Consider the following 25,910-nt stretch of genomic DNA (forward strand, 5'->3'; position numbering starts at 1 on the left):
GAATTGAAACGGTTCAGTTTGCTTAATATTGTTTGGTTTTAGTTAATTGTACTTCTTTATAGGTAAAGTCATTTTTTGTGCAAAGTTACATTTCTGAAACATCATTTCTGTAATGTTGTTAAAAAGTGCCGGGTTTACTGATTTCAATCAAAACCTGTATGGACATAAGGTGAATACTTTGTTACTTTAGCGCTACGAACTTGAAATTGGTAAGACCAATTGACTCCGGGCTAATGGCAGAGACAGGGAACAATGGCCTACAGCAAAATCCGCCAACCAAAATTATCCGATGTGATTGAGCAGCAGTTGGAGTTTTTGATTCTTGAGGGGACGTTACGCCCCGGCGAAAAACTTCCACCTGAACGCGAACTGGCTAAACAGTTCGACGTTTCTCGCCCTTCGCTGCGTGAGGCGATTCAACGCCTTGAAGCCAAAGGGCTCCTGCTTCGTCGCCAGGGCGGCGGGACTTTTGTTCAGAGCAGCCTATGGCAGAGCTTCAGCGATCCGCTGGTTGAGCTACTGTCCGACCACCCTGAATCCCAGTTTGATCTGCTAGAGACCCGTCACGCGCTGGAAGGTATCGCGGCTTATTACGCGGCACTGCGCAGCACTGATGAAGATCGCGTACGCATTCGCGAGCTGCATCAGGCCATCGAACGGGCTCAGCAATCGGGCGACCTTGACGCTGAATCTGACGCCGTCGTCCAGTATCAAATTGCGGTCACTGAAGCGGCTCACAACGTGGTGCTACTTCATTTGCTACGGTGTATGGAGCCGATGCTGGCGCAAAACGTTCGTCAAAACTTTGAGTTGCTCTACGCCCGTAGGGAAATGCTCCCGCAGGTCAGCAATCATCGTACCCGTATTTTTGAAGCGATCATGGCCGGCGAACCCGAGCAGGCGCGCGAAGCGTCTCATCGCCACCTGGCCTTCATTGAAGAGATTTTGTTGGACAGAAGCCGTGAACAGAGCCGCCGTGAGCGCTCGTTACGTCGTCTCCAGCAGCGAAAGGATTAAGCTTTTTCCCGGCAGCTGTTTGACCGGGAAATGTGAAAATGCGCCATTGAGAGCGCGGCAACTAAACGCAGAACCTGTCTTATTGCGTTTTCCCACGAAAGCGCAATGGGACAGGTTCCAGACAAATCAACGTACTAGATAGATAAGGAATAACCCATGTCAGAACGTTTACACAATGACGTGGATCCGATCGAAACTCGCGACTGGCTACAGGCGATCGAATCGGTCATCCGTGAAGAAGGTGTTGAGCGCGCTCAGTATCTTATCGACCAACTGCTTTCTGAAGCACGCAAAGGCGGCGTTCAGGTAGCGGCGGGTGCAAGTGCTAGCGGTTACGTCAACACTATTGCCGTTGAAGATGAACCGGAATACCCGGGCAATCTGGAGCTGGAGCGTCGTATTCGTTCTGCTATCCGTTGGAACGCCATCATGACCGTGCTGCGTGCGTCTAAAAAAGACCTCGAGCTGGGCGGCCACATGGCTTCCTTCCAGTCTTCTGCGACCTTCTACGAAGTGTGCTTCAACCACTTCTTCCGCGCACGCAACGAGCAGGATGGCGGCGACCTGGTGTACTTCCAGGGCCACATCTCCCCGGGCGTCTACGCGCGTGCTTTCCTGGAAGGCCGTCTGACCGAAGAACAAATGAACAACTTCCGTCAGGAAGTTCACGGTAAAGGTCTGTCTTCCTACCCGCACCCGAAACTGATGCCGACCTTCTGGCAGTTCCCGACTGTATCTATGGGTCTGGGCCCGATCGGCGCTATCTATCAGGCTAAATTCCTGAAATACCTGGAACACCGTGGTCTGAAAGACACCTCCAAACAGACCGTTTACGCCTTCCTGGGCGACGGCGAGATGGATGAACCAGAATCTAAAGGCGCTATCACCATCGCGACCCGTGAAAAACTGGACAACCTGGTCTTTGTTATCAACTGTAACCTGCAGCGTCTTGATGGCCCGGTTACCGGTAATGGCAAAATCATTAACGAACTGGAAGGCATCTTCGCGGGCGCTGGCTGGAACGTTATCAAGGTTATCTGGGGCGGTCGTTGGGACGAACTGCTGCGTAAAGATACCAGCGGTAAACTGATCCAGCTGATGGAAGAAACCGTTGACGGTGACTACCAGACCTTCAAATCCAAAGACGGCGCTTACGTGCGTGAGCACTTCTTCGGTAAATATCCGGAAACCGCAGCGCTGGTTGCCGACTGGACTGACGAGCAGATCTGGGCCCTGAACCGTGGTGGTCACGATCCGAAGAAAGTCTACGCTGCACTGAAAAAAGCGCAGGAAACCAAAGGCAAAGCTACCGTAATCCTCGCCCATACCATTAAAGGTTACGGCATGGGTGACACCGCTGAAGGTAAAAACATCGCTCACCAGGTGAAGAAAATGAACATGGACGGCGTTCGCTACGTCCGAGATCGTTTCAATGTGCCGGTTGCCGATGCTGATATCGAAAAACTGCCGTACATTACCTTCCCGGAAGGTTCTGAAGAGCACACCTATCTGCACGCCCAGCGTCAGAAACTGCACGGCTACCTGCCAAGCCGTCAGCCGAACTTCGATGAGAAGTTAGAGCTGCCGACTCTGGAAGATTTCGCGCCGCTGCTGGAAGAGCAGAACAAAGAAATCTCTACCACTATCGCGTTCGTACGTGCTCTGAACGTGATGCTGAAGAACAAATCCATCAAAGACCGCCTCGTGCCGATCATCGCCGATGAAGCGCGTACCTTTGGTATGGAAGGTCTGTTCCGTCAGATTGGTATCTACAGCCCGAACGGTCAGCAGTACACCCCGCAGGACCGCGAGCAGGTTGCCTACTACAAAGAAGACGAGAAAGGCCAGATTCTGCAGGAAGGTATCAACGAACTGGGTGCTGGCGCATCCTGGCTGGCGGCTGCGACCTCTTACAGCACCAACAACCTGCCGATGATTCCGTTCTACATCTACTACTCCATGTTCGGGTTCCAGCGTATCGGTGACCTGTGCTGGCAGGCTGGCGACCAGCAGGCTCGCGGCTTCCTGGTAGGTGGTACTTCCGGTCGTACGACGCTGAACGGCGAAGGTCTGCAGCACGAAGATGGTCACAGCCATATTCAGTCTCTGACTATCCCGAACTGTATCTCTTACGATCCGTCTTACGCGTACGAAGTTGCGGTCATCATGCACGATGGTCTGGAGCGTATGTACGGTGAGAAACAAGAGAACGTTTACTACTACATCACCACGCTGAACGAAAACTACCACATGCCGGCAATGCCAGCAGGTGCCGAGGAAGGTATCCGTAAAGGTATCTACAAACTCGAAACCATCGAAGGTAGCAAAGGTAAGGTTCAGCTGCTGGGCTCCGGTTCTATCCTGCGTCACGTCCGTGAAGCAGCGCAGATCCTGGCGAAAGACTACGGTGTGGGCTCTGACGTGTACTCTGTGACTTCCTTCACTGAACTGGCGCGTGATGGCCAGGATTGTGAGCGCTGGAACATGCTGCACCCGCTGGAAACGCCGCGCGTTCCGTACATCGCTCAGGTGATGAACGACGCACCGGCTGTTGCCTCTACCGACTATATGAAACTGTTTGCTGAGCAGGTTCGTACTTATGTACCGGCTGATGATTACCGCGTACTGGGTACCGACGGCTTTGGCCGCTCTGATAGCCGTGAAAACCTGCGTCACCACTTCGAAGTTGATGCTTCCTACGTGGTTGTAGCGGCACTGGGCGAACTGGCTAAACGTGGCGAAATCGATAAGAAAGTGGTTGCGGAAGCAATTACCAAATTCAACATCGATGCAGAAAAAGTTAACCCGCGTCTGGCGTAAGAGGTAAAAGAACAATGGCTATCGAAATCAATGTACCGGACATCGGGGCTGATGAAGTTGAAATCACCGAGATCCTGGTCAAAGTAGGCGACAAAGTTGAAGCTGAACAGTCGCTGATCACCGTAGAAGGCGACAAAGCCTCTATGGAAGTTCCGTCTCCTCAGGCTGGTATCGTTAAAGAGATCAAAGTCTCTGTTGGCGACAAAACTGAGACCGGCAAACTGATCATGATTTTCGATTCCGCCGACGGTGCAGCAGCAGCTGCACCTGCCAAGGCAGAAGAGAAGAAAGAAGCGGCTCCGGCAGCAGCACCTGCTGCAGCGGCAGCAAAAGACGTACACGTTCCGGATATCGGCGGTGACGAAGTTGAAGTGACCGAGATTCTGGTGAAAGTGGGCGACACCGTGACCGCAGAGCAGTCGCTGATCACCGTAGAAGGCGATAAAGCCTCTATGGAAGTCCCGGCGCCGTTCGCGGGTACCGTGAAAGAGATCAAAGTGAACACCGGCGACAAAGTGTCTACCGGCTCTCTGATTATGGTCTTCGAAGTCGCGGGCGCGGCACCAGCGGCTGCACCGGCTCAGGCAGCAGCGCCTGCCGCAGCGGCGGCTCCGGCAGCAGCTTCGGGCTCCAAAGAAGTTAACGTACCGGATATCGGCGGTGACGAAGTTGAAGTCACTGAAGTGATGGTTAAAGTCGGCGATAAAATTGCCGCTGAGCAGTCACTGATTACCGTAGAAGGCGACAAAGCCTCTATGGAAGTTCCGGCACCGTTCGCGGGCACCGTGAAAGAGATCAAAATCAGCACCGGCGACAAAGTCAAAACCGGTTCTCTGATTATGGTCTTCGAAGTGGAAGGCGCAGCACCTGCTGCCGCGCCGGCTCAGGCAGCAGCTCCGGCTCCGGCCGCCGCGCCTGCACAAGCAGCAGCGCCTGCTCCGGCCGCAAAAGCGGAAGGCAAATCTGAGTTTGCTGAGAACGACGCTTACGTCCACGCTACTCCGCTGATTCGTCGCCTGGCGCGCGAATTCGGCGTGAACCTGGCGAAAGTGAAAGGGTCTGGCCGTAAAGGTCGTATCCTGCGCGAAGACGTTCAGGCTTACGTGAAAGACGCTATCAAGCGTGCGGAAGCGGCTCCGGCTGCAGCAGCAGGCGGCGGTATTCCGGGCATGCTGCCTTGGCCGAAAGTGGACTTCAGCAAGTTTGGTGAAATCGAAGAAGTGGAACTGGGCCGTATCCAGAAAATCTCTGGTGCTAACCTGAGCCGTAACTGGGTGATGATCCCGCACGTTACCCACTTCGATAAGACCGATATCACCGATCTGGAAGCGTTCCGTAAACAGCAGAACGCCGAAGCTGAAAAACGTAAACTGGACGTGAAATTCACCCCAGTGGTCTTCATCATGAAAGCCGTTGCCGCCGCTCTGGAACAGATGCCGCGCTTCAACAGCTCTCTGTCCGAAGATGGTCAGCGTCTGACGCTGAAGAAATACATCAACATCGGCGTTGCGGTAGATACCCCGAATGGTCTGGTTGTTCCTGTCTTCAAAGACGTGAACAAGAAGAGCATTACCGAGCTGTCTCGCGAACTGACCACCATCTCCAAGAAAGCGCGTGATGGCAAGCTGACTGCTGGCGAAATGCAGGGCGGTTGCTTCACCATCTCCAGCATCGGCGGCCTGGGTACCACCCACTTCGCGCCGATTGTTAACGCGCCGGAAGTGGCGATCCTCGGTGTCTCCAAGTCCTCTATGGAGCCAGTGTGGAACGGTAAAGAGTTTATGCCGCGTCTGATGATGCCGATTTCGCTCTCCTTCGACCACCGCGTTATCGACGGTGCGGATGGTGCGCGCTTTATCACCATCATCAACAACATGCTGTCTGACATTCGCCGTCTGGTGATGTAATGAAAAAGCCGGCCTGACGGCCGGCTTTTTTCTGGTAACCTCGGAGTGGTTAGGGGTTATCAGCAACAAAGGACAAAATCGTTTGCCGTTTGTTGTTTAAAAATTGTTAACAATTTTGTAAAATACACGCGGATAGAACGTCCCGGTGGATGATGGGCGTAATAACTATAACGTCAGACCGCCGGATACAAATGATAGAGGTCATGATGAGTACTGAAATTAAAACTCAGGTCGTGGTACTTGGGGCGGGCCCGGCGGGTTACTCTGCTGCTTTCCGTTGCGCTGATTTAGGTCTGGAAACCGTAATCGTAGAACGTTACAGCACCCTCGGTGGTGTTTGTCTGAACGTTGGCTGTATCCCTTCTAAAGCGCTGCTGCACGTAGCAAAAGTTATCGAAGAAGCCAAAGCGCTGGCTGAACACGGTATCGTCTTCGGTGAGCCGAAAACGGATATCGACAAGATTCGTACCTGGAAAGAGAAAGTCATCACTCAACTGACCGGCGGTCTGGCTGGTATGGCCAAAGGCCGTAAAGTGAAAGTGGTTAACGGTCTGGGTAAATTCACCGGGGCGAACACCCTGGAAGTGGAAGGCGAAAACGGCAAAACCGTGATCAACTTCGACAACGCGATCATCGCGGCGGGTTCTCGTCCAATTCAGCTGCCGTTCATTCCGCATGAAGATCCGCGCATTTGGGACTCCACAGACGCGCTGGAACTGAAAGAAGTGCCAAAACGCCTGCTGGTTATGGGCGGCGGTATCATCGGTCTGGAAATGGGTACCGTGTACCACGCGCTGGGTTCAGAGATTGACGTGGTTGAAATGTTCGACCAGGTTATCCCGGCTGCCGATAAAGACATCGTTAAAGTCTTCACCAAGCGCATCAGCAAGAAATTCAACCTGATGCTGGAAACCAAAGTGACCGCCGTTGAAGCGAAAGAAGACGGTATTTACGTTTCCATGGAAGGCAAAAAAGCGCCGTCTGAAGCAAAACGCTACGACGCGGTGCTGGTGGCTATCGGCCGTGTACCGAACGGTAAAAACCTCGACGCGGGCAAAGCTGGCGTGGAAGTTGACGACCGTGGCTTCATCCACGTCGACAAACAGCTGCGCACCAACGTGCCGCACATCTTTGCTATCGGCGATATCGTCGGTCAGCCGATGCTGGCGCACAAAGGTGTTCACGAAGGTCACGTGGCTGCCGAAGTTATCTCCGGTAAGAAACACTACTTCGATCCGAAAGTTATCCCGTCCATCGCGTACACTGAGCCAGAAGTTGCATGGGTTGGCCTGACTGAGAAAGAAGCGAAAGAGAAAGGCATCAGCTACGAAACCGCCACCTTCCCGTGGGCTGCTTCTGGCCGTGCTATCGCTTCCGACTGCGCAGACGGTATGACCAAACTGATCTTCGACAAAGAATCTCACCGTGTGATCGGTGGTGCGATTGTCGGCACCAACGGCGGCGAGCTGCTGGGTGAAATCGGTTTGGCGATCGAAATGGGCTGTGACGCTGAAGACATCGCGCTGACCATCCACGCGCACCCGACTCTGCACGAGTCCGTGGGCCTGGCTGCCGAAGTGTTCGAAGGTAGCATCACCGACCTGCCGAACCCGAAAGCGAAGAAGAAGTAATTCTTTTTCCCGGTTATCGGAATGACATAAGCGGCCTGAGGGCCGCTTTTTTTATGCTTTCTGTCACAAAGCTGTGTCGAAGCGTAGCAAAGATTGTGATGCTGGTAACACATGCCGGCGGTGCTCAATCGACCAACGTCCGCTGTACGCGACGATCCCGTTATTTGCCCCCGTATTAGCCGTCCCCTCGGGAAACGTTCTGTTATATCTTGCCGTTATTTGAATAATAATAACGGTATAAAATAGTAGCGTGCTAATAAATTGAGGTGCTAGATATGAAAACGATTCTGACAACGGCAGCGCTGGCTGCGACCCTGATTTCCGGTATGGCTTTTGCGCAGGACGCCACCATCCCCTGGGCGGATAACAGTGGCGGTACCGAGAGCACGCATATTGCGGCGATGGGACAGGATCTGAATGCACAGCATCAACAGGTGACAAAAACGCAGGAAGGCGTCTGGGCGGATAACTCCGGCAGCATCAGTGCGGATGAAGCCGCGTTGACCAGCAGCAAACCGCCGGTGAAAGGCCATCCGGAGCTCATGCCTCATCAGGGGTAATAGCACATTGAGGTTTTAAAATACCCGGCAGCGTCTCCACGCTGCCGGGTATTTTTTTATTCGGCGACGGCCTTCCAGCCGACGCTGGAGTCCGGTGAGAACTGGGTAATCGCCTGCGCTTTTTGCGCCGTCTCTGCACCTAAGTTCGCTTCGTAAACGCGGTCGGTCTTATCGACCATAAAGCTCATGATGCCCGTTTGCCCCCACTCAACCGGCCAGGCCAGCAGAGCGACTTCGCCTTTATCGCCGTTGGCGATAATGCGGAAATGGTAGCCGTGATAGCCTTCACCTGGCACCGAAGGGCTGAAGTTTGGCCCCAGAGGGCTAGGATCTTCTCCTGGTTTGATGGGCCAGTAGAGGCCGTCCTTTTTCCCGTCGCTGCTGATAATTTTCTGCGCCCAGGCGTGGTTCAACTGATAGTAATCTTGCTGGGCATCCACGTAGGCGTGCATGGCTTCAATAGCCGAAAGCTCGTTGCGGCCTATTGCGCGGGTCAGGATCTCATCCTCGCCAGCGGCGATATTAAATTCCCAGCCTTTGTCGTTTTTCTCTATGGGGATGGGCAGCCGCCAGCCATCGTTGCCAACATCCAGCCAGGCGGTGTTGCCCTGCAGGACGATCCGATGTCCGAGCCGCCAGTCGCGAAGAAAACGAGCAACGGCCTCCTGATCAACGCCGTCAGGGGGTAAAAACTGCTGCCAGTTTTCGCCGAAGAGTGTATCCAGCTTGCTGTTGTCTTCGTGGCTGACCGCATCAACCAGCGCGCTGGCTGCCTGGTCTGGCGTCGAAAAGGTCTGCTGCGCCCACGCCATCAGCGGCGACATCGTCAGCGCCAGCAGCGCTATCTGTATCTGCTTTTTCATCTTGTTATCCTTTAGCGTCGACGGAACTCATGGTGCTCAGCAAGGCCACCGCTACGCTGCTCGCCGCCGAGCCCGGAAGCGCGACGGCTTTCCAGGCCGCGTGACTGCTGTGACTGCCAGGAGGGGGCGCGGCTTTCGTTGCCGCTGAAAACATTACTGCGTGCGCCTTCACGCTGTGCCTGTAATGCGCTGCGCTGGCCCATCATGTCCTGATTAAGGTGCAGTTTCTCGCCGTTCTGACGCTCACGTTGCAGGCTCTGTCGCTGGCTGTCGTTTAACTGTGGATGCGACTGCTGGATGCGCTGCGCGGCCTCACGCGGCTGGGTATTCCGCGTGGCGCTATGGCTTGTCGGGGCGTCGTAGCCGCGGAAGTTATTGCGCTGCGGCGTGTGGTTGAGCTGCTGCGATGCGGCGCGACGCTGAGCGTCTCGCGAGTCAGCGGCCGTTGGCGTCGCGCCGTTGCTATGCGTGCGCTGGTTAAGCTGCTGCATTGCCGCTTGACGCTGTGTATCGCGGTTCGGCGCAGTATGCTGGGTGGCGCTGAGGCCGCCCGCCACATCGGTCTGGTGCGGGGCAACTAACGTCGGAGTCTGGTGAGTGGCGCTCAGCCCGCCGGCGACGTTGGTCCGGTGGAACTGATTGGCCACCGTATTATTCGGATAAGGCGTATTACCGCGATAGGCCGGATTATGCTGCCAGTTGCGGGTTTCGCCGCTCAGGTTTGCTCCTGTTATCTTATTGAAATTATTTACATTAATATTGATGTTATCGCCATTATGCTGGTAGCCGCCATGATCATAATGATCGTCATCGTGATGGTGATCATCATCGTGGTGGTGATCGTCATCATCCCAGTCAATGTTGCTGAAAATCGCGTAGGTTGTCGCCACGCCCAGGCTATAGCCAAAGCCACGCACGAAGCTATCGGCAAACTGTTCCCCGGGGGGCGGCGGCAGATAAACCGGTGGCGCAGAGGTATAAGGCCAGCTGTTGCCATAAACAACCGTCGGGTTGTAGTTCGGAACGTACACCACTTGCGGATCGCTCGGTTCGATTTTGATCACCGTTGGCGAGCTGCTTGCGCTACTGGTGCTACTGGTAGCATGGCTGGTGCTGGTGGAGGAAACCGCGCGTTTCGTGGTGGTCACCGTTTGCTGAGGAGTCGACTTCAGCGAACCTGTCTGCTGCGCCAGCTGGCGCAGCTTTTGCACTGCATCCATCACATCCTGCGGCTGCGCCAGGAAGGCGTTGCCGAGGTTGGTAACCCATTGAGGATCTTCCCCCATCATGCCCGTCAGCTGTGGAAAGGCGACCAGCGATTTCACGCTGGCGTCCCACGGTTGCCCGGCGACGGCTTTTACCGCCGCATCGCCCTGCTGGCCGGGATGATCTTTCGACCATTGCACGGCCTGAGTGACGCTATCCGGGTAGGTGGAGGCCATCAACACCTGCGACAGCAGCGGGTCGGGGTAAAGGGCGATGGGCGCCACCCACTGGGTGATTTGCGCTGTGGAGTAGGTCGGCGTCGCTGCGGCTTCCGGCGCGGCGACGGCGGCAACCGGCGGCGCTTCCGGAGCGGCAGGTTCGCGGCTTTTCACATACAGCGTACCGGCCGCCGCAAGCAGCCCGGCGCTGCACACCAGTGCAATATAGTGGGGCTTAAAGGGCAAGTTCATGGTGGATCTCCAGAGAACTACACAGTCCGTATGAGGGATCGGATATGCCGCGAGTATAAAGAGACTGTTGTTTGTTTTTTGATTAAAGCAGGGATTTTGCGCGTTGTCGGAAAAATCTGACACGAGTTGCCCCTCTGGCGCGAAGTTCGCGTAAGGAGGTATCCGCCAGGCTCTATTGATGTTAATTACGTATATGCAATATTTTCATAACAAAACAAGGAACAATATGACTAACAGATGGTTGAATCCCGCCTTAAAGGGCGATTTTCTATTCTCTTATACCAACATTAACGATTCAGCAAATATTTAATGTTGCTTTTTTGTAAACGGATTAACAGTCCCCGGAAATCCTGCTATGCTGGCCCACGCGGTACCGGGCTTTTACCCTACAAACTGCTGTCTCACAGGAGCGTGAAGAGATCGCCGACCGCATATGACAATGAGAGCGAGGAGATACCGTCGTGCTAAAAGAATACCGTGAGCACGTAGCTGAGCGTGCAGCCGTTGGGATTGTTGCCAAACCTTTAGATGCAACCCAAATGGCCGCGCTGGTTGAGCTGCTGAAGAATCCGCCTGCTGGCGAAGAAGAATTCCTGTTAGATCTGTTAACCAACCGCGTACCGCCGGGCGTTGACGAAGCCGCCTATGTTAAAGCGGGTTTCCTCGCCGCCGTTGCGAAAGGCGAAGCCACTTCCCCGCTGGTCTCCCCAGAAAAAGCTATCGAACTGTTAGGCACCATGCAGGGGGGTTACAACATCCATCCGCTGATTGATGCGCTGGACGATGCGAAACTGGCGCCGATTGCTGCCAAAGCGCTTTCCCACACCCTGCTGATGTTCGATAACTTCTACGACGTCGAAGAGAAAGCCAAAGCGGGCAACGCCTACGCTAAGCAGGTTGTTCAGTCCTGGGCCGATGCCGAATGGTTCCTGAGCCGTCCTGCGCTGGCGGACAAAATTACCGTTACCGTCTTCAAAGTCACCGGTGAAACCAACACCGATGACCTGTCTCCGGCGCCGGATGCCTGGTCTCGCCCGGATATCCCTCTGCACGCGCTGGCGATGCTGAAAAACGCCCGCGAAGGCATCGACCCGGATCAGCCGGGCAGCGTTGGCCCGATCAAGCAGATCGAAGCCCAGCAGAAAAAAGGATTCCCGCTGGCCTACGTGGGCGACGTGGTGGGTACCGGTTCTTCCCGTAAATCCGCGACCAACTCCGTACTGTGGTTCATGGGTGACGATATCCCTCATGTACCGAACAAGCGCGGCGGCGGCCTGTGCCTTGGCGGCAAAATTGCACCTATCTTCTTCAACACCATGGAAGATGCGGGCGCGCTGCCAATCGAAGTGGACGTAGCCAACCTGAATATGGGCGACGTGATTGACGTCTACCCGTACAAAGGCGAAGTGCGCAATCACGAAACCGACGAACTGCTGGCAACCTTCGAACTGAAAACCGACGTGCTGATTGACGAAGTGCGCGCCGGTGGCCGAATTCCGCTGATTATCGGCCGTGGCCTGACCACCAAAGCGCGTGAAGCGCTGGGTCTGCCGCACAGCGACGTATTCCGTCAGGCGAAAGACGTGGCGGAAAGCAGCCGTGGCTTCTCTCTGGCGCAAAAAATGGTGGGCCGCGCCTGTGGCGTGAAAGGTATCCGTCCGGGCGCGTACTGCGAACCGAAGATGACCTCCGTAGGTTCTCAGGATACTACCGGCCCGATGACCCGTGACGAACTGAAAGACCTGGCGTGCCTGGGCTTCTCTTCTGACCTGGTGATGCAGTCCTTCTGTCACACTGCCGCATATCCGAAGCCGGTTGACGTGACCACGCACCACACGCTGCCAGACTTCATTATGAACCGTGGCGGTGTCTCTCTGCGTCCGGGCGACGGCGTTATCCACTCCTGGCTGAACCGTATGCTGCTGCCAGATACCGTGGGTACCGGCGGTGACTCCCATACCCGTTTCCCGATTGGTATCTCTTTCCCGGCGGGCTCTGGTCTGGTGGCGTTTGCCGCCGCGACCGGCGTGATGCCGCTGGATATGCCGGAATCCGTGCTGGTGCGCTTCAAAGGCAAAATGCAGCCGGGCATCACCCTGCGCGATCTGGTACACGCCATCCCGCTGTACGCGATTAAACAGGGCCTGCTGACCGTTGAGAAGAAGGGTAAGAAAAACATCTTCTCTGGCCGCATCCTTGAAATCGAAGGTCTGCCGGATCTGAAAGTGGAGCAGGCGTTTGAGCTGACCGATGCTTCCGCCGAGCGTTCTGCTGCCGGCTGTACCATCAAGCTGAACAAAGAGCCGATCGTTGAATACCTGACCTCCAACATCGTCCTGCTGAAGTGGATGATCGCCGAAGGCTACGGCGACCGTCGTACGCTGGAACGTCGTATCCAGGGCATGGAAAAATGGCTGGCGGACCCGCAACTGCTGGAAGCCGATGCTGACGCAGAGTACGCGGCGGTGATCGACATCGATCTGGCGGATATCAAAGAGCCAATTCTGTGTGCGCCGAACGATCCGGACGACGCGCGTCTTCTGTCTGACGTGCAGGGCGAGAAGATCGACGAAGTGTTCATCGGCTCCTGCATGACCAACATCGGCCACTTCCGTGCTGCCGGCAAGCTGCTGGACAACCATAAAGGCCAACTGCCGACTCGCCTGTGGGTGGCGCCGCCAACCCGTATGGACGCCGCGCAGCTGACCGAAGAAGGTTACTACAGCGTGTTCGGTAAGAGCGGTGCGCGTATTGAGATCCCTGGCTGTTCCCTGTGTATGGGTAACCAGGCGCGTGTGGCTGACGGTGCAACGGTGGTTTCCACTTCTACCCGTAACTTCCCGAACCGTTTAGGTACCGGTGCGAACGTCTTCCTGGCCTCTGCGGAGCTGGCGGCGGTTGCGGCGCTGATCGGCAAACTGCCAACGCCGGAAGAGTACCAGACCTACGTAGCGCAGGTGGATAAGACGGCGGTGGATACCTACCGTTACCTGAACTTCGACCAGCTCTCTCAGTACACTGAGAAAGCGGACGGCGTGATTTTCCAGACGGCGGTCTAATCGCATAGCCCGGACGAGGCGCATCAGCGCCGACTCCGCGAGCGTCCCCGGCGACACCTTATTTGGCCGGGTAGCAAAGGTGAGAGTTTCGGCTCTCGCCTTTTTTATTTTTCTATTCCTCCCGCGGCAACGCTGTTTTTATTCCTCCAGACTGCGATAATTACCAACAGGTACAATGCAGCGGTGACGCATTGCCTTTGTAGAGGAACAGATCATGGATTATGAATTTCTGCGCGACGTTACCGGAGGGGTAAAAGTACGAATGTCGATGGGCCACGAGGTGGTCGGTCACTGGTTTAATGAAGAGGTTAAAGACAACCTCTCGCTACTGGATGAAGTGGAAGAGGCTGCACGTACCGTTAAAGGCAGCGAGCGTTCATGGCAGCGCGCCGGGCATGAATACACTCTGTGGATGGACGGCGAAGAAGTGATGGTTCGCGCTAATCAGCTGGAATTTTCCGGCGACGAAATGGAAGAGGGGATGAGCTACTACGACGAGGAGAGCCTGTCGCTCTGCGGCGTGGAAGATTTCCTGCAGGTAGTCGCTGCATACCGCGAGTTTGTGCAACAGCGTTAATCCATGCGGAGCCTGCGGGCTCCGCCATGTCTGTCACTTCACGTAAGCCAGCAGGCTTAACGAATCACGCGCCAGCGCCTTGCATTTCTTCGCCGTTGGGATGCCGATGCCGCTGAGGTCACGGTAGCTGTCTTCACCCAGCGCCTTCATGTTAAACGTATCGTAATTGCTGAGATCCCACTGGTTCTGCTGCGCGAAAAAGACCAGCGCGCGACGGATTTGGGTATTAGGCAGGTTCTGGTAGCCGCAGTCGTTTTTCAGAAACACAAATACCGCCGTCAGATCGGCCATATCTTCCGCTTCAGACTCGCTTAAAGCATAACTCGAGCTGGACATCGCCAGCAGCGATCCAAGCAGCACCGTTCGGAAAAACGTCTTCATTTCTTCTACCTTACATCGTCGATATTCCACGTTAACATATTTACCCACAACACGGGGAGCATTATTCATGGCTTTCCGCTTGACCTTCCTGCAGGGGGAGGGTTTAAGCTCAAATAATCACCACAAGCCGAAAAGGAAGTACCGATGCATCGTCGTGATTTTCTCAAATTAAGCGCCGCCGTCGGCGTTGCCAGCGCCTTGCCGCTATGGAGCCGTGCGGTATTTGCCGCTGAACGTCCTACGCTCGCCATTCCGCCGATCCTTACCGCCGACGCGAATAACCAGATCCTGCTGACCGTGCAGGCCGGGAAAACGCAGTTTGCGGGGAAAACGGCGACCACCTGGGGCTATAACGGCAACCTGCTGGGGCCGGCTATTCGTCTGCAGCAGTGGACGCCTGCCACGGTCAAAATTCAGAATATGCTCCCGGAAGAGACCACCGTGCACTGGCACGGTCTGGAAGTGCCAGGTGAAGTCGATGGTGGCCCACAGGGGATCATTCAGCCCGGTGCCAGCCGCACGGTGAGCTTTACGCCGATGCAGCGAGCGGCGACCTGCTGGTTCCATCCGCATCAGCACGGTAAAACCGGGCATCAGGTCGCGATGGGGCTGGCTGGACTGGTGCTGATTGAGGATGAAGACAGCCAGAAGCTGATGCTGCCTAAGCAGTGGGGTATCGACGATATTCCGGTGATTATGCAGGACAAAAAATTCACCGCGGCGGGCGAGATTGATTACCAGCTGGATGTGATGAGCGCTGCCGTTGGCTGGTTTGGCGATACGCTGCTGACTAACGGCGCGCCGTTCCCGCAGCATGCGCCGCCGCGGGGCTGGCTGCGCCTGCGCCTGCTCAACGGCTGTAACGCGCGCTCGCTGACGCTGGCTATCAGCGACAAACGCCCGATGTATGTGGTGGCGAGCGACGGCGGCCTGCTGGCCGAGCCGGTAAAAGTGAACGAGCTACCCATGCTGATGGGCGAGCGTTTTGAAGTGCTGGTGGATGCGCGCGATGGCAAAGCATTCGACCTGGTAACGCTGCCGGTCACCCAGATGGGGATGGCGGTTGCGCCGTTTGATAAGGCCGTACCGGTGCTGCACATCCAGCCTATCGGTATTCCCGGCTCTGGTACGCTGCCGGATACGCTGGCGAAAATGCCCGCGCTGCCGTCACTGGACGGCCTGACCGAGCGTAAGCTCCAGCTATCGATGGACCCCATGCTCGATATGATGGGCATGCAGGCATTGATGAAGCAATACGGCAATCAGGCGATGGGCGGAATGGATCATGGCGACATGATGGGCCACGGCGGTATGAAAATGGACCACGGCAATATGGGCCACATGCAGCACGGCGAAGGCGGGTTCGATTTCCATAATGCCAATAAGATCAACGGTAAAGCTTTTGATATGAATCAGCCGATGTTCGCGGCGGAAAAGGGCAAGTTCGAGCGCTGGGTGATTTCCGGCGAGGGCGACATGATGCTGCACCCGTTCCATATTCACGGTACCCAGTTCCGCATTTTGCGGGAAAACGGTCAACCACCGGCGGCGCATCGCACGGGCTGGAAAGATACGGTGCGCGTGGAAGGTGGCGTTAGCGAAGTGCTGGTGAAGTTCGATCATGAGGCCCCGAAAGATCAGGCCTATATGGCGCACTGTCACCTGCTGGAGCATGAAGATACCGGCATGATGTTGGGCTTTACCGTCTAGCGAGAAACCGGGTAGTGGCGACGCTACCCGGTAACGGCTGAAGGGCGATACAAATTTCCGTCCTATCAAACGGATAAATTAAATATATACTCGTGTGGCTAACAATTAATCACGAGGTGAACATGTCTCTCTTTGGTAAGGTTCTGGCAGCGTCTTTGGTCATGATGGTGGCGGTGTCAGCACAGGCTGACATGAAGATGGAACGTAAAAACATTCCCGAGCTGAAGTTGAGCATCGAGATCCCGCAGGCGTTCACGCCGATGCCTGACGATATGGCAAAAATCAAATACCCGTCAGAAAACCGGCCGCAGGTTATTTATAGTGATGAACGTGGAAAAGCATCCTTGGGGGTGAGTAACGGACGTCACGCGCTGCCCGCAGATAAGCTCGATGTGGCAAAGGACGCGACGCTGAAAATGCTGAGTAACTATAAGCCGCAGGCGGAATCCGTGACGGTTGATGGGCATAAAGCGTGGTTGATTACCTTCCGCTCTCAGGCGGCGGATACGGACATTCTGAATATGCTGCTGGTGACGTCTGAAAACGATAAAGCGGTTCAGGCGGCGTTTAATATGACGAAAGATCTGGTGGGGCAGTATCAGGAGGCGGCCAGGGCGTCGCTGCTGTCGATTAAGTTTGATAAATAATTGCGTATTTCCCCGGGCCACAAAAAGCGCGTGACCCGGGGGAGTGAGGATGCCGACCCAAGGGTCGGCATTTTATTTACTTCGCGTCGTCAGGTAACGCGTAGGCCACGATGTAGTCGCCCATTTTTGTGCCAAACGAACCGTGACCACCTGCTGAAATGACCACGAACTGCTTGCCATTGACCTCATAGGTCATCGGCGTCGCCTGGCCGCCTGCTGGCAGACGTCCCTGCCAGAGTTTCTCACCGTTGCTCATATTGTAAGCGCGCAGGTAGTTATCGGCGGTTGCAGCGATAAACAGCACGTTACCGGCGGTGGAGATCGGGCCGCCCAGCATTGGCATCCCCATATTGAACGGCAATGGAATCGGCAGCGGGAACGGCAGGCTATCCTGCGGCGTACCCAGACGTTTTTTCCATACCACTTCATTGGTTTTCAGATCCAGCGCGGAGATATAACCCCAGGCCGGCTGTTTGCACGGCAGGCCAAACGGCGACAGGAACGGGTTCAGTGTAACGCCGTACGGCACGCCGTACTGGGGCTGGATACCGGCTTCTGTACCGCTACCTTTCGCGTCCTTCGGCTGCTCCATCGGGTTGCCTGGGCCGCGGGGAATCAGTTTAGAGACGAACGGCAGCGCCATCGGGTTGGCAATCGCCACCTGACGGTTCGGATCGACGGAGATACCGCCCCACTCAAACATCCCCAGGTTACCCGGGAACACCAGCGTGCCTTGCTCGGACGGTGGGGTGAAGATGCCTTCATAGCGCAGCTGATGGAACATCACGCGGCACACCAGCTGGTCAAACATGGTGGCGCCCCACATGTCTGCACCGCTCAGGTCTTTCTTCGGACGGAAGCTCAGGTCAGAGAATGGTTGGGTTTTGGTGACGTAGTCGCCTTTCGCCGCGCCCTGCGGGACCGGTTTTTCCGGTGCCGGGACGACCAGCTCGCCGTTACGGCGATCCAGAACGAAGATGTTGCCGGTTTTGGCCGGTGCGTAGATAACCGGTACGTTTTTGCCATCGACGGTGATGTCTGCCAGCGTCGGCTGGGACGGCATATCCATGTCCCACAGATCGTGGTGAACGGTCTGGTAGCTCCAGGCAAGTTTACCGGTGGTGGCGTTCAGCGCCACAATGGAGCTGGCAAAGCGTTCCTGTTCCGGTGTACGGTTGCCGCCCCAGATATCCGGAGTAGTAACGCCCATCGGCAGGTAGACCAGGTCCAGCTTCGCATCGTAGGCCGCGGGTGCCCAGGAGTTCGGCGAGTTGAAGGTATAATGCTGGCCGGGTTGCGGAAGGGCGTTAGGATCTTTCGCGCCCGGGTCAAAGGCCCACAGCAGTTTGCCGCTGTTGACGTCGAAACCGCGAATCACGCCAGACGGCTCACGGGTTGAGAAGTTGTCGGTAACCGCGCCGGCAATCACAATCACTTTATCGGTGATGATCGGCGGTGAAGTCGGTTCATACATCCCTGGCGTGGTAACCGGCATATCGGTTTGCAGGTTCAGAATGCCTTTGTTTGCAAAGGATTCGCACAGCTTACCGGTCTCGGCGTTGAGGGCAAAAATTCGGCCATCGTTCACCGGCAGAATAATACGGCGCGGGCAATCGGAGACCACGTCAGGCGAGGCGTTTGCCGCCGTCGCTTCGTGATAAGACACGCCGCGGCAGGTCACGTGCTGGAAGCTCGGGTCGGTGCCTAACTGCGGGTCGAAGTGCCATTTCTCTTTCCCGGTGGCCGCATCCAGCGCGAACAGACGCTGGTGGGCGGTACACAGATAGAGCATGTCGCCAATCTTAATCGGCGTCACTTCATTGGTGATTTCACCCGGATCGTTTGGCTGCTTCAGGTCGCCGGTGCGGAACACCCAGGCTTCCTTCAGGTTATGCACGTTCTCAGCGTTAATTTGCTTAAGCGGCGAGAAGCGCTGGCCTTCCTGGTTACGGCCATAGGCGGGCCAGTCCTGGTCTGCAATCTGCGAGATAGGCTCAGCAGGCGTGGCGTCGGCGCTCAACGTGCCGTTCACTTCTTGCGGGTCATGGAATCCTGCCCACGTCAGAATAGCGGCGCTGATCAACAGTGCCACCACCAGTGCGCCAACGGCACCGCTGGACGGCACGATCAGGCGACGCCAGACGAACGGCAGAATCAGCCACACGCCGAAGATGACCAGCACGTCGCTACGCGGGGTGAGCGCCCAGAAGTCGAAGCCGACTTCCCACACGCCCCAGATCATGGTGGCGACCAGCAGTACCGCATACAGCCACAGCGCCGAACGTTTACCGCGCCACAGCAGCGCGGTAACGCCTAGCATCACCAGACCGGCGACCGGGTAATACCAGGAGCCGCCAACGGCGACCAGCCAAGCTCCGCCAATCAGAAGATACAAACCACAAAAAGCCGCAAAGAGGGTGGTTAACCTCGCGAGCAGTCGTGGTTGTTGGTTTTTTGTTTCAGCCATAGAAAGGTGTCCGTTTGTTTGTTAATTATTGCTTTCATTTGATTATAGGATTTAACAAGTGTGATCGAAATCACAAAATGAGCTTTATTATCGAATTAGCCGCATTAATCGTTTTGCTGGTATACTTTCTCGCTTGCTGATCAACCTCGCGGCTCTGGGTTAACAGGTTGAGTGATTTACATTTAAAATCATGTGGTTAGTTAAATGAAACATACTGTTGAAGTGATGATCCCGGAAGCGGAGATCAAAGCGCGTATCGCCGAACTGGGTCGTCAGATTAACGAGCGCTATAAAGATAGCGGCAGCGAAATGGTGTTGGTGGGTTTGCTGCGCGGTTCATTCATGTTCATGGCCGATCTGTGCCGTGAAGTGCAGGTACCGCACGAAGTCGATTTTATGACGGCATCCAGCTATGGCAGCGGTATGTCGACCACCCGCGACGTGAAAATCCTTAAAGACCTGGATGAAGACATTCGCGGTAAAGACGTGCTCATCGTTGAAGACATTATCGACTCGGGCAATACCCTGTCGAAAGTGCGCGAGATTCTCGGCCTGCGTGAGCCGAAGTCGCTGGCGATCTGTACGCTGCTGGATAAACCTTCTCGCCGCGAAGTGGACGTGCCGGTTGAGTTTGTCGGCTTCTCCATCCCGGACGAATTCGTGGTCGGTTACGGTATCGACTACGCGCAGCGTTACCGCCATCTGCCGTATGTCGGCAAAGTGGTGCTGTTAGACGAGTAATGCGCGGGTGCCTGATGGCGCTTCGCTTATCAGGCCTACGGCGCAGGCTTGTAGGCCGGGTAAGGCGTTAGCCGCCACCCGGCAATCCCTGCACTACTTATGATTGATATGCTTTAGCTTGAGGTTGGAAATCCCGTGGCGGTAACGCTGCTCCAGGGTTTCGCGGCTGGTGGCGGTCACATCGAGATCGCGCAGCAGGCCGTCATGAATACCGTAGGCCCAACCGTGAATCATCACCTTCTGGCCGCGCTTCCACGCAGACTGCATGATGGTGGAGTGCCCCAGGTTATACACTTGTTCCATCACGTTCAGCTCACATAACGTATCCAGACGACGTTCCGGCGGCATCTCGCCCAGCAATGAACTATGTTTGAACCAGATATCGCGGATATGCAGCAGCCAGTTGTCGATTAAGCCCAGCTCCGGGTTCTCTACCGCCGCCTGTACGCCGCCGCAACCGTAGTGGCCGCAGATAATTATGTGTTCAACTTCCAGTACATCAACGGCATACTGCACCACGGAAAGGCAGTTGAGGTCAGTGTGGATAACCAGGTTTGCCACGTTACGGTGAACAAACAGTTCGCCAGGCTCAAGACCGGTGAGACGTTCGGCGGGAACGCGGCTGTCGGAACAGCCGATCCATAAAAAGCGCGGTTTCTGCGCTTGCGACAGTTTCTCAAAAAAACCGGGATCCTCTTCTATCAGCATCTTTGACCATAGTGCATTGTTGCTGATGAGTGTATCTATGTCGTTCATGGAAGCGGTAACCCAGTAATTTTCGTTGGGTTAATATAGGGCAAGTCCTGATTTATTAAAACCCAATATCAAGTATCGGAATGTAAGGTAAGCGAAAATCTATGACCATTGCACTGGAATTAGAGCAACTGACGAAGACCTATCCGGGCGGTGTGCAAGCGCTGCGTGGGATCGATCTGAAAGTGGAAGCCGGAGATTTTTACGCGCTGTTGGGGCCGAACGGCGCGGGTAAATCCACCACTATCGGCATCATCAGCTCGCTGGTGAATAAAACTTCCGGGCGTGTCAGCGTCTTTGGCTACGACCTGCAAAAAGACGTGGTCAACGCCAAGCGTCAGCTCGGGCTGGTGCCGCAGGAGTTCAACTTCAACCCGTTTGAAACCGTGCAGCAAATTGTGGTGAATCAGGCTGGTTATTACGGCGTTGAGCGTAAAGAAGCGGTTATTCGCAGCGAAAAATACCTGAAGCAGCTCGATCTGTGGGAAAAACGCAACGAACGCGCGCGAATGCTCTCCGGCGGGATGAAGCGCCGTCTGATGATCGCGCGTGCGCTGATGCATGAGCCGAAACTGCTGATCCTCGATGAGCCGACCGCGGGCGTGGATATCGAACTGCGTCGTTCAATGTGGGGATTCCTCAAGGATCTCAACGATAAAGGCACCACCATTATTCTCACCACTCACTATCTGGAAGAAGCCGAAATGCTGTGCCGCAATATCGGCATTATTCAGCGCGGCGAGCTGGTGGAAAACACCTCGATGAAGGCGCTGCTTTCCAAGCTGAAATCGGAAACCTTTATTCTCGATCTGGCGCCGAAAAGCCCGCTGCCGAAGCTTGAAGGTTATCAGTACAACCTGGTCGATACCTCAACGCTGGAAGTGGAAGTACTGCGCGAGCAGGGGATTAACAGCGTCTTCAGCCAGCTGAGCGCCCAGGGCATTCAGGTGCTGAGTATGCGTAACAAAGCGAACCGTCTGGAAGAGCTGTTTGTTTCGCTGGTTCATGAAAAACAAGGAGATCGCGCATGATGCAGCTTTATTGGGTCGCGCTGAAAAGCATCTGGGCGAAAGAGATCCATCGCTTTATGCGTATCTGGGTGCAGACGCTGGTGCCGCCGGTTATCACCATGACGCTGTACTTTATTATCTTCGGCAACCTGATCGGTTCGCGTATCGGTGAAATGCACGGCTTTACCTACATGCAGTTTATCGTGCCGGGCTTGATTATGATGGCGGTTATTACCAACGCTTATGCCAACGTGGCGTCGTCGTTCTTCAGCGCTAAGTTCCAGCGCAATATCGAAGAGCTGCTGGTTGCGCCGGTGCCGACGCACGTGATCATCGCCGGTTTTGTTGGCGGTGGGGTCGCTCGTGGTCTGTGTGTGGGCATCCTGGTGACGGCGGTTTCGCTGTTCTTCGTACCGTTCCAGGTGCACTCCTGGGTCTTTGTGGCTCTGACATTGATCCTGACGGCGATTCTGTTCTCGCTGGCCGGTTTGCTGAACGCGGTGTTTGCGAAAACTTTTGATGATATCAGCCTGATCCCGACCTTCGTGCTGACGCCGCTGACCTATCTCGGCGGCGTGTTCTATTCGCTGACGCTGCTGCCGCCGTTCTGGCAGGGGCTGTCGCACCTGAACCCGATCGTCTATATGATCAGCGGCTTCCGCTACGGTTTCCTCGGCATTAACGACGTGCCGCTGGTGACCACCTTTGGCGTGCTGGTGGTGTTTATCATCGCCTTCTACATACTGTGCTGGTATCTCATTCAGCGCGGGCGCGGTCTGCGCAGCTGATTGTGCGTAATTTCCCGGCAGACAGCGTCTGCCGGGAAGTATTCTTTGACAGTCATCACCCCTCTTTATCAATCACTCCGCTAAACTACTTGCCTGCTAAGGAGGCAAGCTATGTTAGGTTGGGTGATTTCCTGCCATGACGATCGCGCACAGGAACTGCTGGATCGTCTGGAAAAAAAGTTTGGGCCGCTACCGCAATGCCGGGCGGTAAATTACTGGCGTGGATTAAGCGCCAATATGCTGAGCCGGATGATGTGTGACGCGCTTCATCAAACCGACTCCGGCGACGGCGTCATTTTTCTGACCGACAATGCCGGGTCCGCGCCTTATCGCGTTGCTTCGCTAATGAGCCATAAGCACAGCGGCTGTGAGGTGATCGCGGGGATTCAGTATTCATTGATTGAGAGAATGGTTTCTCTGAGGGATTCGCTCAGCAGTAGCGACTTCCGCAACCGTATTGTTGAGCTGGGAACGCCCGGAGTGACGAGCCTGTGGCACCAACAGCAAAAAAATCCGCCATTTATACTGCTCCATGATTTGTATAAGCCTTAAACATTGGTATTGATCGCGCTTTTGTTACAATAGCGAAGTCGGTTCCCGCTTCGGTTATTGCTCATGGCTATACGCTCGGTTGTTTTTCTTCTGCTCTTCATCGCTGGTGGCGTGAGCGCCGCTTTGCCTGCCCGTTATATGCAAACCACTGAGGACGCGACGGTCTGGGCGCGCATTGGCAATAAAACCCAGACTGTCGGTAACCTGCGCGCCGGGCAGATTATTGCCATTGAGCCGGGCGCCGAAGATTACTACACCTTTAGCTTTGGCTTCGGGAAAGGATTTATCGACAAAGGTCACCTTGAGCCCGTGCAGGGGCGGCAGCGCGTGGAAGATGGACTGGGAGATCTGAACAAGCCGCTCAGTAATCAGAATGTGATCACCTGGAAAGATACACCGGTATATAACGCGCCGGATGTGGGGAGCGCGCCGTTCGGTACCCTGGCAGAGAACCTGCGCTATCCGGTGGTCAATAAACTCAAAGATCGGCTGAATCAGACCTGGTACCAGATCCGTATCGGTGAACGCCTGGCCTATATCAGCGCGCTTGATGCGCAGGTTGATAACGGTATTCCGGTCATCACCTATCACCATATTCTGCGCGATGAAGAGAACACCCGCTTTCGTCACACCTCCACCACCACGTCGGTACGCGCCTTTAGTAACCAGATGACCTGGCTGCGCGATATGGGCTATACCACGCTGACGATGTATCAGCTGGATGACTATGTGCATAACCGCGCGAATCTGCCGGGGCGCGCGGTGGTTATTACCTTTGACGATGGTCTGAAGTCGGTGAGCCGCTATGCCTACCCGATACTCAAGCAGTACGGCTTTAAGGCCACCGCGTTTATCATCTCATCACGCATTAAGCGCCACCCACAGAAGTGGGCGCCGAAGTCGCTGCAGTTTATGAGTGTTTCCGAGCTGGAGGAGATTAAGGACGTCTTTGATTTCCAGTCGCACACGCATTTTCTGCATCGTGTCGACGGTTATCGACGGCCCATACTGCTCAGCCGCAGCTACCACAATATTCTGTTTGATTTTGAACGTTCACGCCGGGCTCTGGCACAGTTTAACCCGCACGTGTTGTTCCTTTCATACCCGTTTGGCGGGTATAACGCGACGGCGGTGAAGGCGGCGAAAGATGCCGGTTTTCAGCTGGCGGTGACGACGGTGAAAGGGAAGGTGAAGCCGGGGGATAACCCGATGTTGCTCAAAAGGCTGTATATTCTGCGGACGGATTCGCTGGAGACTATGTCGCGGCTAATCAGTAACCAACCGCAGGGATAAGCTGGCGCCCCGCGTGAGCGGCGCGCCAGAGAGGATCAGGCAACCTGAACCGGAATCGCTTTGGCGGTGCGCTTCATTTCGTTGTCGCCTTCGAAATAGGCCACGTTCGGACGCCAGGTACGCGCTTCTTCGTCGCTCATGGTCACGAAGCTGGCGATGATGACGATGTCGCCGACGTCAGCGTTGTGCGCAGCCGCACCGTTGACGGAGATAATTTTCGAGCCGCGTTCCGCCGCAATGGCATAGGTGGAGAAGCGCTTGCCGTTGTTCACGTTCCAGATATCAATGGCTTCGTTTTCCAGGATACCGGCTGCGTCGAGGAAGTCCTGGTCAATGGCGCAGGAACCTTCGTAGTGCAGGTCTGCATGCGTCACTTTAACGCGGTGAAGTTTGCCCTGCAGCATAGTGCGAATCATAGCGTCTACCTTTAATTCTTAACGGATACAAAGCAGTCTTCTGACTGCCTTGAGAAATTTCGCAGGCAGTATTGCCCGATTTCTGACGGGTGTCCATATGCGATTAAGCCTGCTTACGATTTTGCGTAGGCCGGATGACGGCGTAACGCCTTATCCGGCCTACATATCGATTTCACGCCGACGTTACAGCTCTACGCTCTGATTATCAATCAGACGCGCCTGGCCCAGCCACGCCGCCATCAGGATCACCGCGCGTTTGCTGTTCTCAGTGAGATCGAGCAGGGTATCCGCGTCGCGAATCTGAATATCATCGGCGCGGAAGCCTTTCTCGTTCAGTTCCTGCTCGGCGAGAGCAATGATCTCTGGCAGCTCACGCTCGCCCGCTTTGAGCTTCTCGGCTACACGACTCATGACTTTGTACAGACCCGGGGCGATTTTACGCTGCTCTGCCGTCAGGTAGCCGTTGCGCGAGCTTAATGCCAGGCCATCTTTAGCACGGATAATCGGCACGCCGACGATCTCGATATCGTAGCCCAGGTCGGCGACCATTTTGCGAATCAGCGCCAGTTGCTGGAAGTCTTTCTCGCCAAAACAGGCGATGTCAGGCTGGATAAGGTTAAACAGCTTGCTGACGATGGTCGAGACGCCGCGGAAGTGGCCTGGACGGCTGGCGCCTTCCAGCATGGTGGAAAGGCCGGGAACGTCAACATAGGTTTGGCCTTCCAGTCCCTGCGGATAGATTTCTTTCTCCGACGGGGCGAAAACAAAATCAACCTTACGCTTGTTTAGCTTCTCGCAGTCTTCCTGTAACGTGCGCGGATAGCGCGCCAGATCTTCAGGGCGGTCAAACTGCATCGGGTTGACGAAGATGCTGACAACCACCACATCCGCGCGCGTTTTCGCTTCTTCAACCAGCGTCATATGGCCATCGTGCAGGTTGCCCATGGTGGGAACCAGTGCGACATGCTTGCCTTCCTGACGTAGACGACGGATATGCTGGCGCAGCAGCGGCAGGGTTTCAATAATCAACACACCTTGACTC

General features: G+C 55.4%; 21 protein-coding genes. 14 read left to right on the plus strand and 7 right to left on the minus strand.

The features are described from left to right. Positions 1–252: 252 nt before the first annotated feature. The 5 genes from pdhR (at position 253) to NNN71_RS11725 (ending at position 7,935) form a co-directional block, all read left to right on the plus strand. Positions 253–1,017, plus strand: coding sequence for a pyruvate dehydrogenase complex transcriptional repressor PdhR (gene pdhR / locus NNN71_RS11705; protein WP_064547482.1), 765 nt, complete (start codon positions 253–255; stop codon positions 1,015–1,017). Positions 1,018–1,173: 156 nt separating this feature from the next. After that, positions 1,174–3,837 carry a pyruvate dehydrogenase (acetyl-transferring), homodimeric type gene (gene aceE / locus NNN71_RS11710; RefSeq protein WP_163448041.1) on the plus strand — a complete coding sequence of 888 codons (2,664 nt, stop codon included), beginning with the start codon at positions 1,174–1,176 and terminating at the stop codon, positions 3,835–3,837. Between the two features lie 14 nt (positions 3,838–3,851). Then, positions 3,852–5,744 (plus strand): pyruvate dehydrogenase complex dihydrolipoyllysine-residue acetyltransferase, encoded by a 1,893-nt coding sequence (gene aceF / locus NNN71_RS11715; protein ID WP_065356528.1) that lies wholly within the window; start codon positions 3,852–3,854, stop codon positions 5,742–5,744. Positions 5,745–5,950: 206 nt separating this feature from the next. Further along, entirely contained in the window at positions 5,951–7,375 is a 1,425-nt protein-coding gene (lpdA, locus tag NNN71_RS11720; protein WP_064547498.1) for a dihydrolipoyl dehydrogenase, read from the plus strand. A gap of 275 nt (positions 7,376–7,650) precedes the next feature. Then, on the plus strand, positions 7,651–7,935 hold the full coding sequence (locus NNN71_RS11725; RefSeq protein ID WP_163448039.1) for a hypothetical protein: 285 nt from the start codon (positions 7,651–7,653) through the stop codon (positions 7,933–7,935). Between the two features lie 56 nt (positions 7,936–7,991). Here the strand turns inward: NNN71_RS11725 and NNN71_RS11730 are convergent, their stop codons facing one another. Both NNN71_RS11730 and NNN71_RS11735 read right to left on the minus strand, forming a co-directional pair. Then, positions 7,992–8,798: a DUF2950 family protein gene (locus tag NNN71_RS11730; protein WP_223803297.1), complete on the minus strand. Its 807-nt coding sequence runs from the start codon at positions 8,796–8,798 to the stop codon at positions 7,992–7,994. Positions 8,799–8,809: 11 nt separating this feature from the next. Then, positions 8,810–10,474 (minus strand): DUF3300 domain-containing protein, encoded by a 1,665-nt coding sequence (locus NNN71_RS11735; RefSeq protein WP_271458543.1) that lies wholly within the window; start codon positions 10,472–10,474, stop codon positions 8,810–8,812. A gap of 461 nt (positions 10,475–10,935) precedes the next feature. On the opposite strand from NNN71_RS11735, the gene acnB reads away from it, so the two are divergent. Further along, on the plus strand, positions 10,936–13,533 hold the full coding sequence (acnB, locus tag NNN71_RS11740) for a bifunctional aconitate hydratase 2/2-methylisocitrate dehydratase (protein WP_271458544.1): 2,598 nt from the start codon (positions 10,936–10,938) through the stop codon (positions 13,531–13,533). Positions 13,534–13,747: 214 nt separating this feature from the next. Next, a complete protein-coding gene (gene yacL / locus NNN71_RS11745; protein ID WP_163448035.1) occupies positions 13,748–14,110 on the plus strand; it encodes a protein YacL in 363 nt (120 codons plus the stop codon). 33 nt (positions 14,111–14,143) lie between these two features. On the opposite strand, the gene NNN71_RS11750 is transcribed toward yacL, so the two are convergent. Beyond that, positions 14,144–14,491, minus strand: a complete 348-nt coding sequence (locus NNN71_RS11750) for a YacC family pilotin-like protein (RefSeq protein ID WP_062772020.1) — start codon at positions 14,489–14,491, stop codon at positions 14,144–14,146. Between the two features lie 144 nt (positions 14,492–14,635). On the opposite strand from NNN71_RS11750, the gene cueO reads away from it, so the two are divergent. Both cueO and NNN71_RS11760 read left to right on the plus strand, forming a co-directional pair. Further along, positions 14,636–16,201, plus strand: coding sequence for a multicopper oxidase CueO (gene cueO / locus NNN71_RS11755; protein ID WP_271458545.1), 1,566 nt, complete (start codon positions 14,636–14,638; stop codon positions 16,199–16,201). A 122-nt stretch (positions 16,202–16,323) separates the two neighbouring features. Continuing rightward, complete coding sequence (locus NNN71_RS11760) at positions 16,324–16,848, plus strand: hypothetical protein (RefSeq protein ID WP_163448033.1); 525 nt, start codon at positions 16,324–16,326, stop codon at positions 16,846–16,848. Positions 16,849–16,924: 76 nt separating this feature from the next. Here NNN71_RS11760 and NNN71_RS11765 read toward each other — a convergent pair whose 3' ends face one another. Beyond that, positions 16,925–19,315 (minus strand): glucose/quinate/shikimate family membrane-bound PQQ-dependent dehydrogenase, encoded by a 2,391-nt coding sequence (locus tag NNN71_RS11765; RefSeq protein ID WP_163448032.1) that lies wholly within the window; start codon positions 19,313–19,315, stop codon positions 16,925–16,927. A gap of 204 nt (positions 19,316–19,519) precedes the next feature. On the opposite strand from NNN71_RS11765, the gene hpt reads away from it, so the two are divergent. Next, a complete protein-coding gene (gene hpt, locus NNN71_RS11770; protein WP_064547513.1) occupies positions 19,520–20,056 on the plus strand; it encodes a hypoxanthine phosphoribosyltransferase in 537 nt (178 codons plus the stop codon). A gap of 93 nt (positions 20,057–20,149) precedes the next feature. Here hpt and can read toward each other — a convergent pair whose 3' ends face one another. Next, the gene (gene can, locus NNN71_RS11775) at positions 20,150–20,812 is read right to left on the minus strand and encodes a carbonate dehydratase (protein ID WP_064547514.1); all 663 of its coding nucleotides are present in this window, start codon (positions 20,810–20,812) and stop codon (positions 20,150–20,152) included. 101 nt (positions 20,813–20,913) lie between these two features. On the opposite strand from can, the gene NNN71_RS11780 reads away from it, so the two are divergent. From NNN71_RS11780 to NNN71_RS11795, 4 genes are all read left to right on the plus strand, one after another. Then, positions 20,914–21,840 carry an ABC transporter ATP-binding protein gene (locus tag NNN71_RS11780; RefSeq protein WP_163448031.1) on the plus strand — a complete coding sequence of 309 codons (927 nt, stop codon included), beginning with the start codon at positions 20,914–20,916 and terminating at the stop codon, positions 21,838–21,840. Continuing rightward, positions 21,837–22,607, plus strand: coding sequence for an ABC transporter permease (locus NNN71_RS11785; protein WP_271458546.1), 771 nt, complete (start codon positions 21,837–21,839; stop codon positions 22,605–22,607). Before NNN71_RS11780 ends, NNN71_RS11785 begins: the two co-directional genes overlap by 4 nt. A 111-nt stretch (positions 22,608–22,718) precedes the next feature. Next, positions 22,719–23,159: a PTS sugar transporter subunit IIA gene (locus NNN71_RS11790; protein WP_271458547.1), complete on the plus strand. Its 441-nt coding sequence runs from the start codon at positions 22,719–22,721 to the stop codon at positions 23,157–23,159. 63 nt (positions 23,160–23,222) lie between these two features. Beyond that, on the plus strand, positions 23,223–24,452 hold the full coding sequence (locus tag NNN71_RS11795; RefSeq protein ID WP_271458548.1) for a polysaccharide deacetylase family protein: 1,230 nt from the start codon (positions 23,223–23,225) through the stop codon (positions 24,450–24,452). A gap of 35 nt (positions 24,453–24,487) precedes the next feature. On the opposite strand, the gene panD is transcribed toward NNN71_RS11795, so the two are convergent. Both panD and panC read right to left on the minus strand, forming a co-directional pair. Continuing rightward, positions 24,488–24,868 (minus strand): aspartate 1-decarboxylase, encoded by a 381-nt coding sequence (panD, locus tag NNN71_RS11800; protein WP_035891933.1) that lies wholly within the window; start codon positions 24,866–24,868, stop codon positions 24,488–24,490. A 183-nt stretch (positions 24,869–25,051) separates the two neighbouring features. After that, positions 25,052–25,900 carry a pantoate--beta-alanine ligase gene (gene panC, locus NNN71_RS11805; protein WP_271458549.1) on the minus strand — a complete coding sequence of 283 codons (849 nt, stop codon included), beginning with the start codon at positions 25,898–25,900 and terminating at the stop codon, positions 25,052–25,054. Positions 25,901–25,910: the final 10 nt, after the last annotated feature.

It is taken from the genome of Kluyvera sp. Awk 3 (genome assembly GCF_028069715.1).
Classification (GTDB): Bacteria; Pseudomonadota; Gammaproteobacteria; order Enterobacterales; family Enterobacteriaceae; genus Kluyvera; species Kluyvera georgiana_A.

What these genes read in the sequence shown, in the direction of transcription:
- pdhR (WP_064547482.1), top strand. Translation starts at nt 253, where the DNA reads ATGGCCTACAGCAAAATCCGCCAACCAAAATTATCCGATGTGATTGAG.
- aceE (WP_163448041.1), top strand. Translation starts at nt 1,174, where the DNA reads ATGTCAGAACGTTTACACAATGACGTGGATCCGATCGAAACTCGCGAC.
- aceF (WP_065356528.1), top strand. Translation starts at nt 3,852, where the DNA reads ATGGCTATCGAAATCAATGTACCGGACATCGGGGCTGATGAAGTTGAA.
- lpdA (WP_064547498.1), top strand. Translation starts at nt 5,951, where the DNA reads ATGAGTACTGAAATTAAAACTCAGGTCGTGGTACTTGGGGCGGGCCCG.
- NNN71_RS11725 (WP_163448039.1), top strand. Translation starts at nt 7,651, where the DNA reads ATGAAAACGATTCTGACAACGGCAGCGCTGGCTGCGACCCTGATTTCC.
- NNN71_RS11730 (WP_223803297.1), bottom strand. Translation starts at nt 8,798, where the DNA reads ATGAAAAAGCAGATACAGATAGCGCTGCTGGCGCTGACGATGTCGCCG.
- NNN71_RS11735 (WP_271458543.1), bottom strand. Translation starts at nt 10,474, where the DNA reads ATGAACTTGCCCTTTAAGCCCCACTATATTGCACTGGTGTGCAGCGCC.
- yacL (WP_163448035.1), top strand. Translation starts at nt 13,748, where the DNA reads ATGGATTATGAATTTCTGCGCGACGTTACCGGAGGGGTAAAAGTACGA.
- NNN71_RS11750 (WP_062772020.1), bottom strand. Translation starts at nt 14,491, where the DNA reads ATGAAGACGTTTTTCCGAACGGTGCTGCTTGGATCGCTGCTGGCGATG.
- cueO (WP_271458545.1), top strand. Translation starts at nt 14,636, where the DNA reads ATGCATCGTCGTGATTTTCTCAAATTAAGCGCCGCCGTCGGCGTTGCC.
- NNN71_RS11760 (WP_163448033.1), top strand. Translation starts at nt 16,324, where the DNA reads ATGTCTCTCTTTGGTAAGGTTCTGGCAGCGTCTTTGGTCATGATGGTG.
- NNN71_RS11765 (WP_163448032.1), bottom strand. Translation starts at nt 19,315, where the DNA reads ATGGCTGAAACAAAAAACCAACAACCACGACTGCTCGCGAGGTTAACC.
- hpt (WP_064547513.1), top strand. Translation starts at nt 19,520, where the DNA reads ATGAAACATACTGTTGAAGTGATGATCCCGGAAGCGGAGATCAAAGCG.
- can (WP_064547514.1), bottom strand. Translation starts at nt 20,812, where the DNA reads ATGAACGACATAGATACACTCATCAGCAACAATGCACTATGGTCAAAG.
- NNN71_RS11780 (WP_163448031.1), top strand. Translation starts at nt 20,914, where the DNA reads ATGACCATTGCACTGGAATTAGAGCAACTGACGAAGACCTATCCGGGC.
- NNN71_RS11785 (WP_271458546.1), top strand. Translation starts at nt 21,837, where the DNA reads ATGATGCAGCTTTATTGGGTCGCGCTGAAAAGCATCTGGGCGAAAGAG.
- NNN71_RS11790 (WP_271458547.1), top strand. Translation starts at nt 22,719, where the DNA reads ATGTTAGGTTGGGTGATTTCCTGCCATGACGATCGCGCACAGGAACTG.
- NNN71_RS11795 (WP_271458548.1), top strand. Translation starts at nt 23,223, where the DNA reads ATGGCTATACGCTCGGTTGTTTTTCTTCTGCTCTTCATCGCTGGTGGC.
- panD (WP_035891933.1), bottom strand. Translation starts at nt 24,868, where the DNA reads ATGATTCGCACTATGCTGCAGGGCAAACTTCACCGCGTTAAAGTGACG.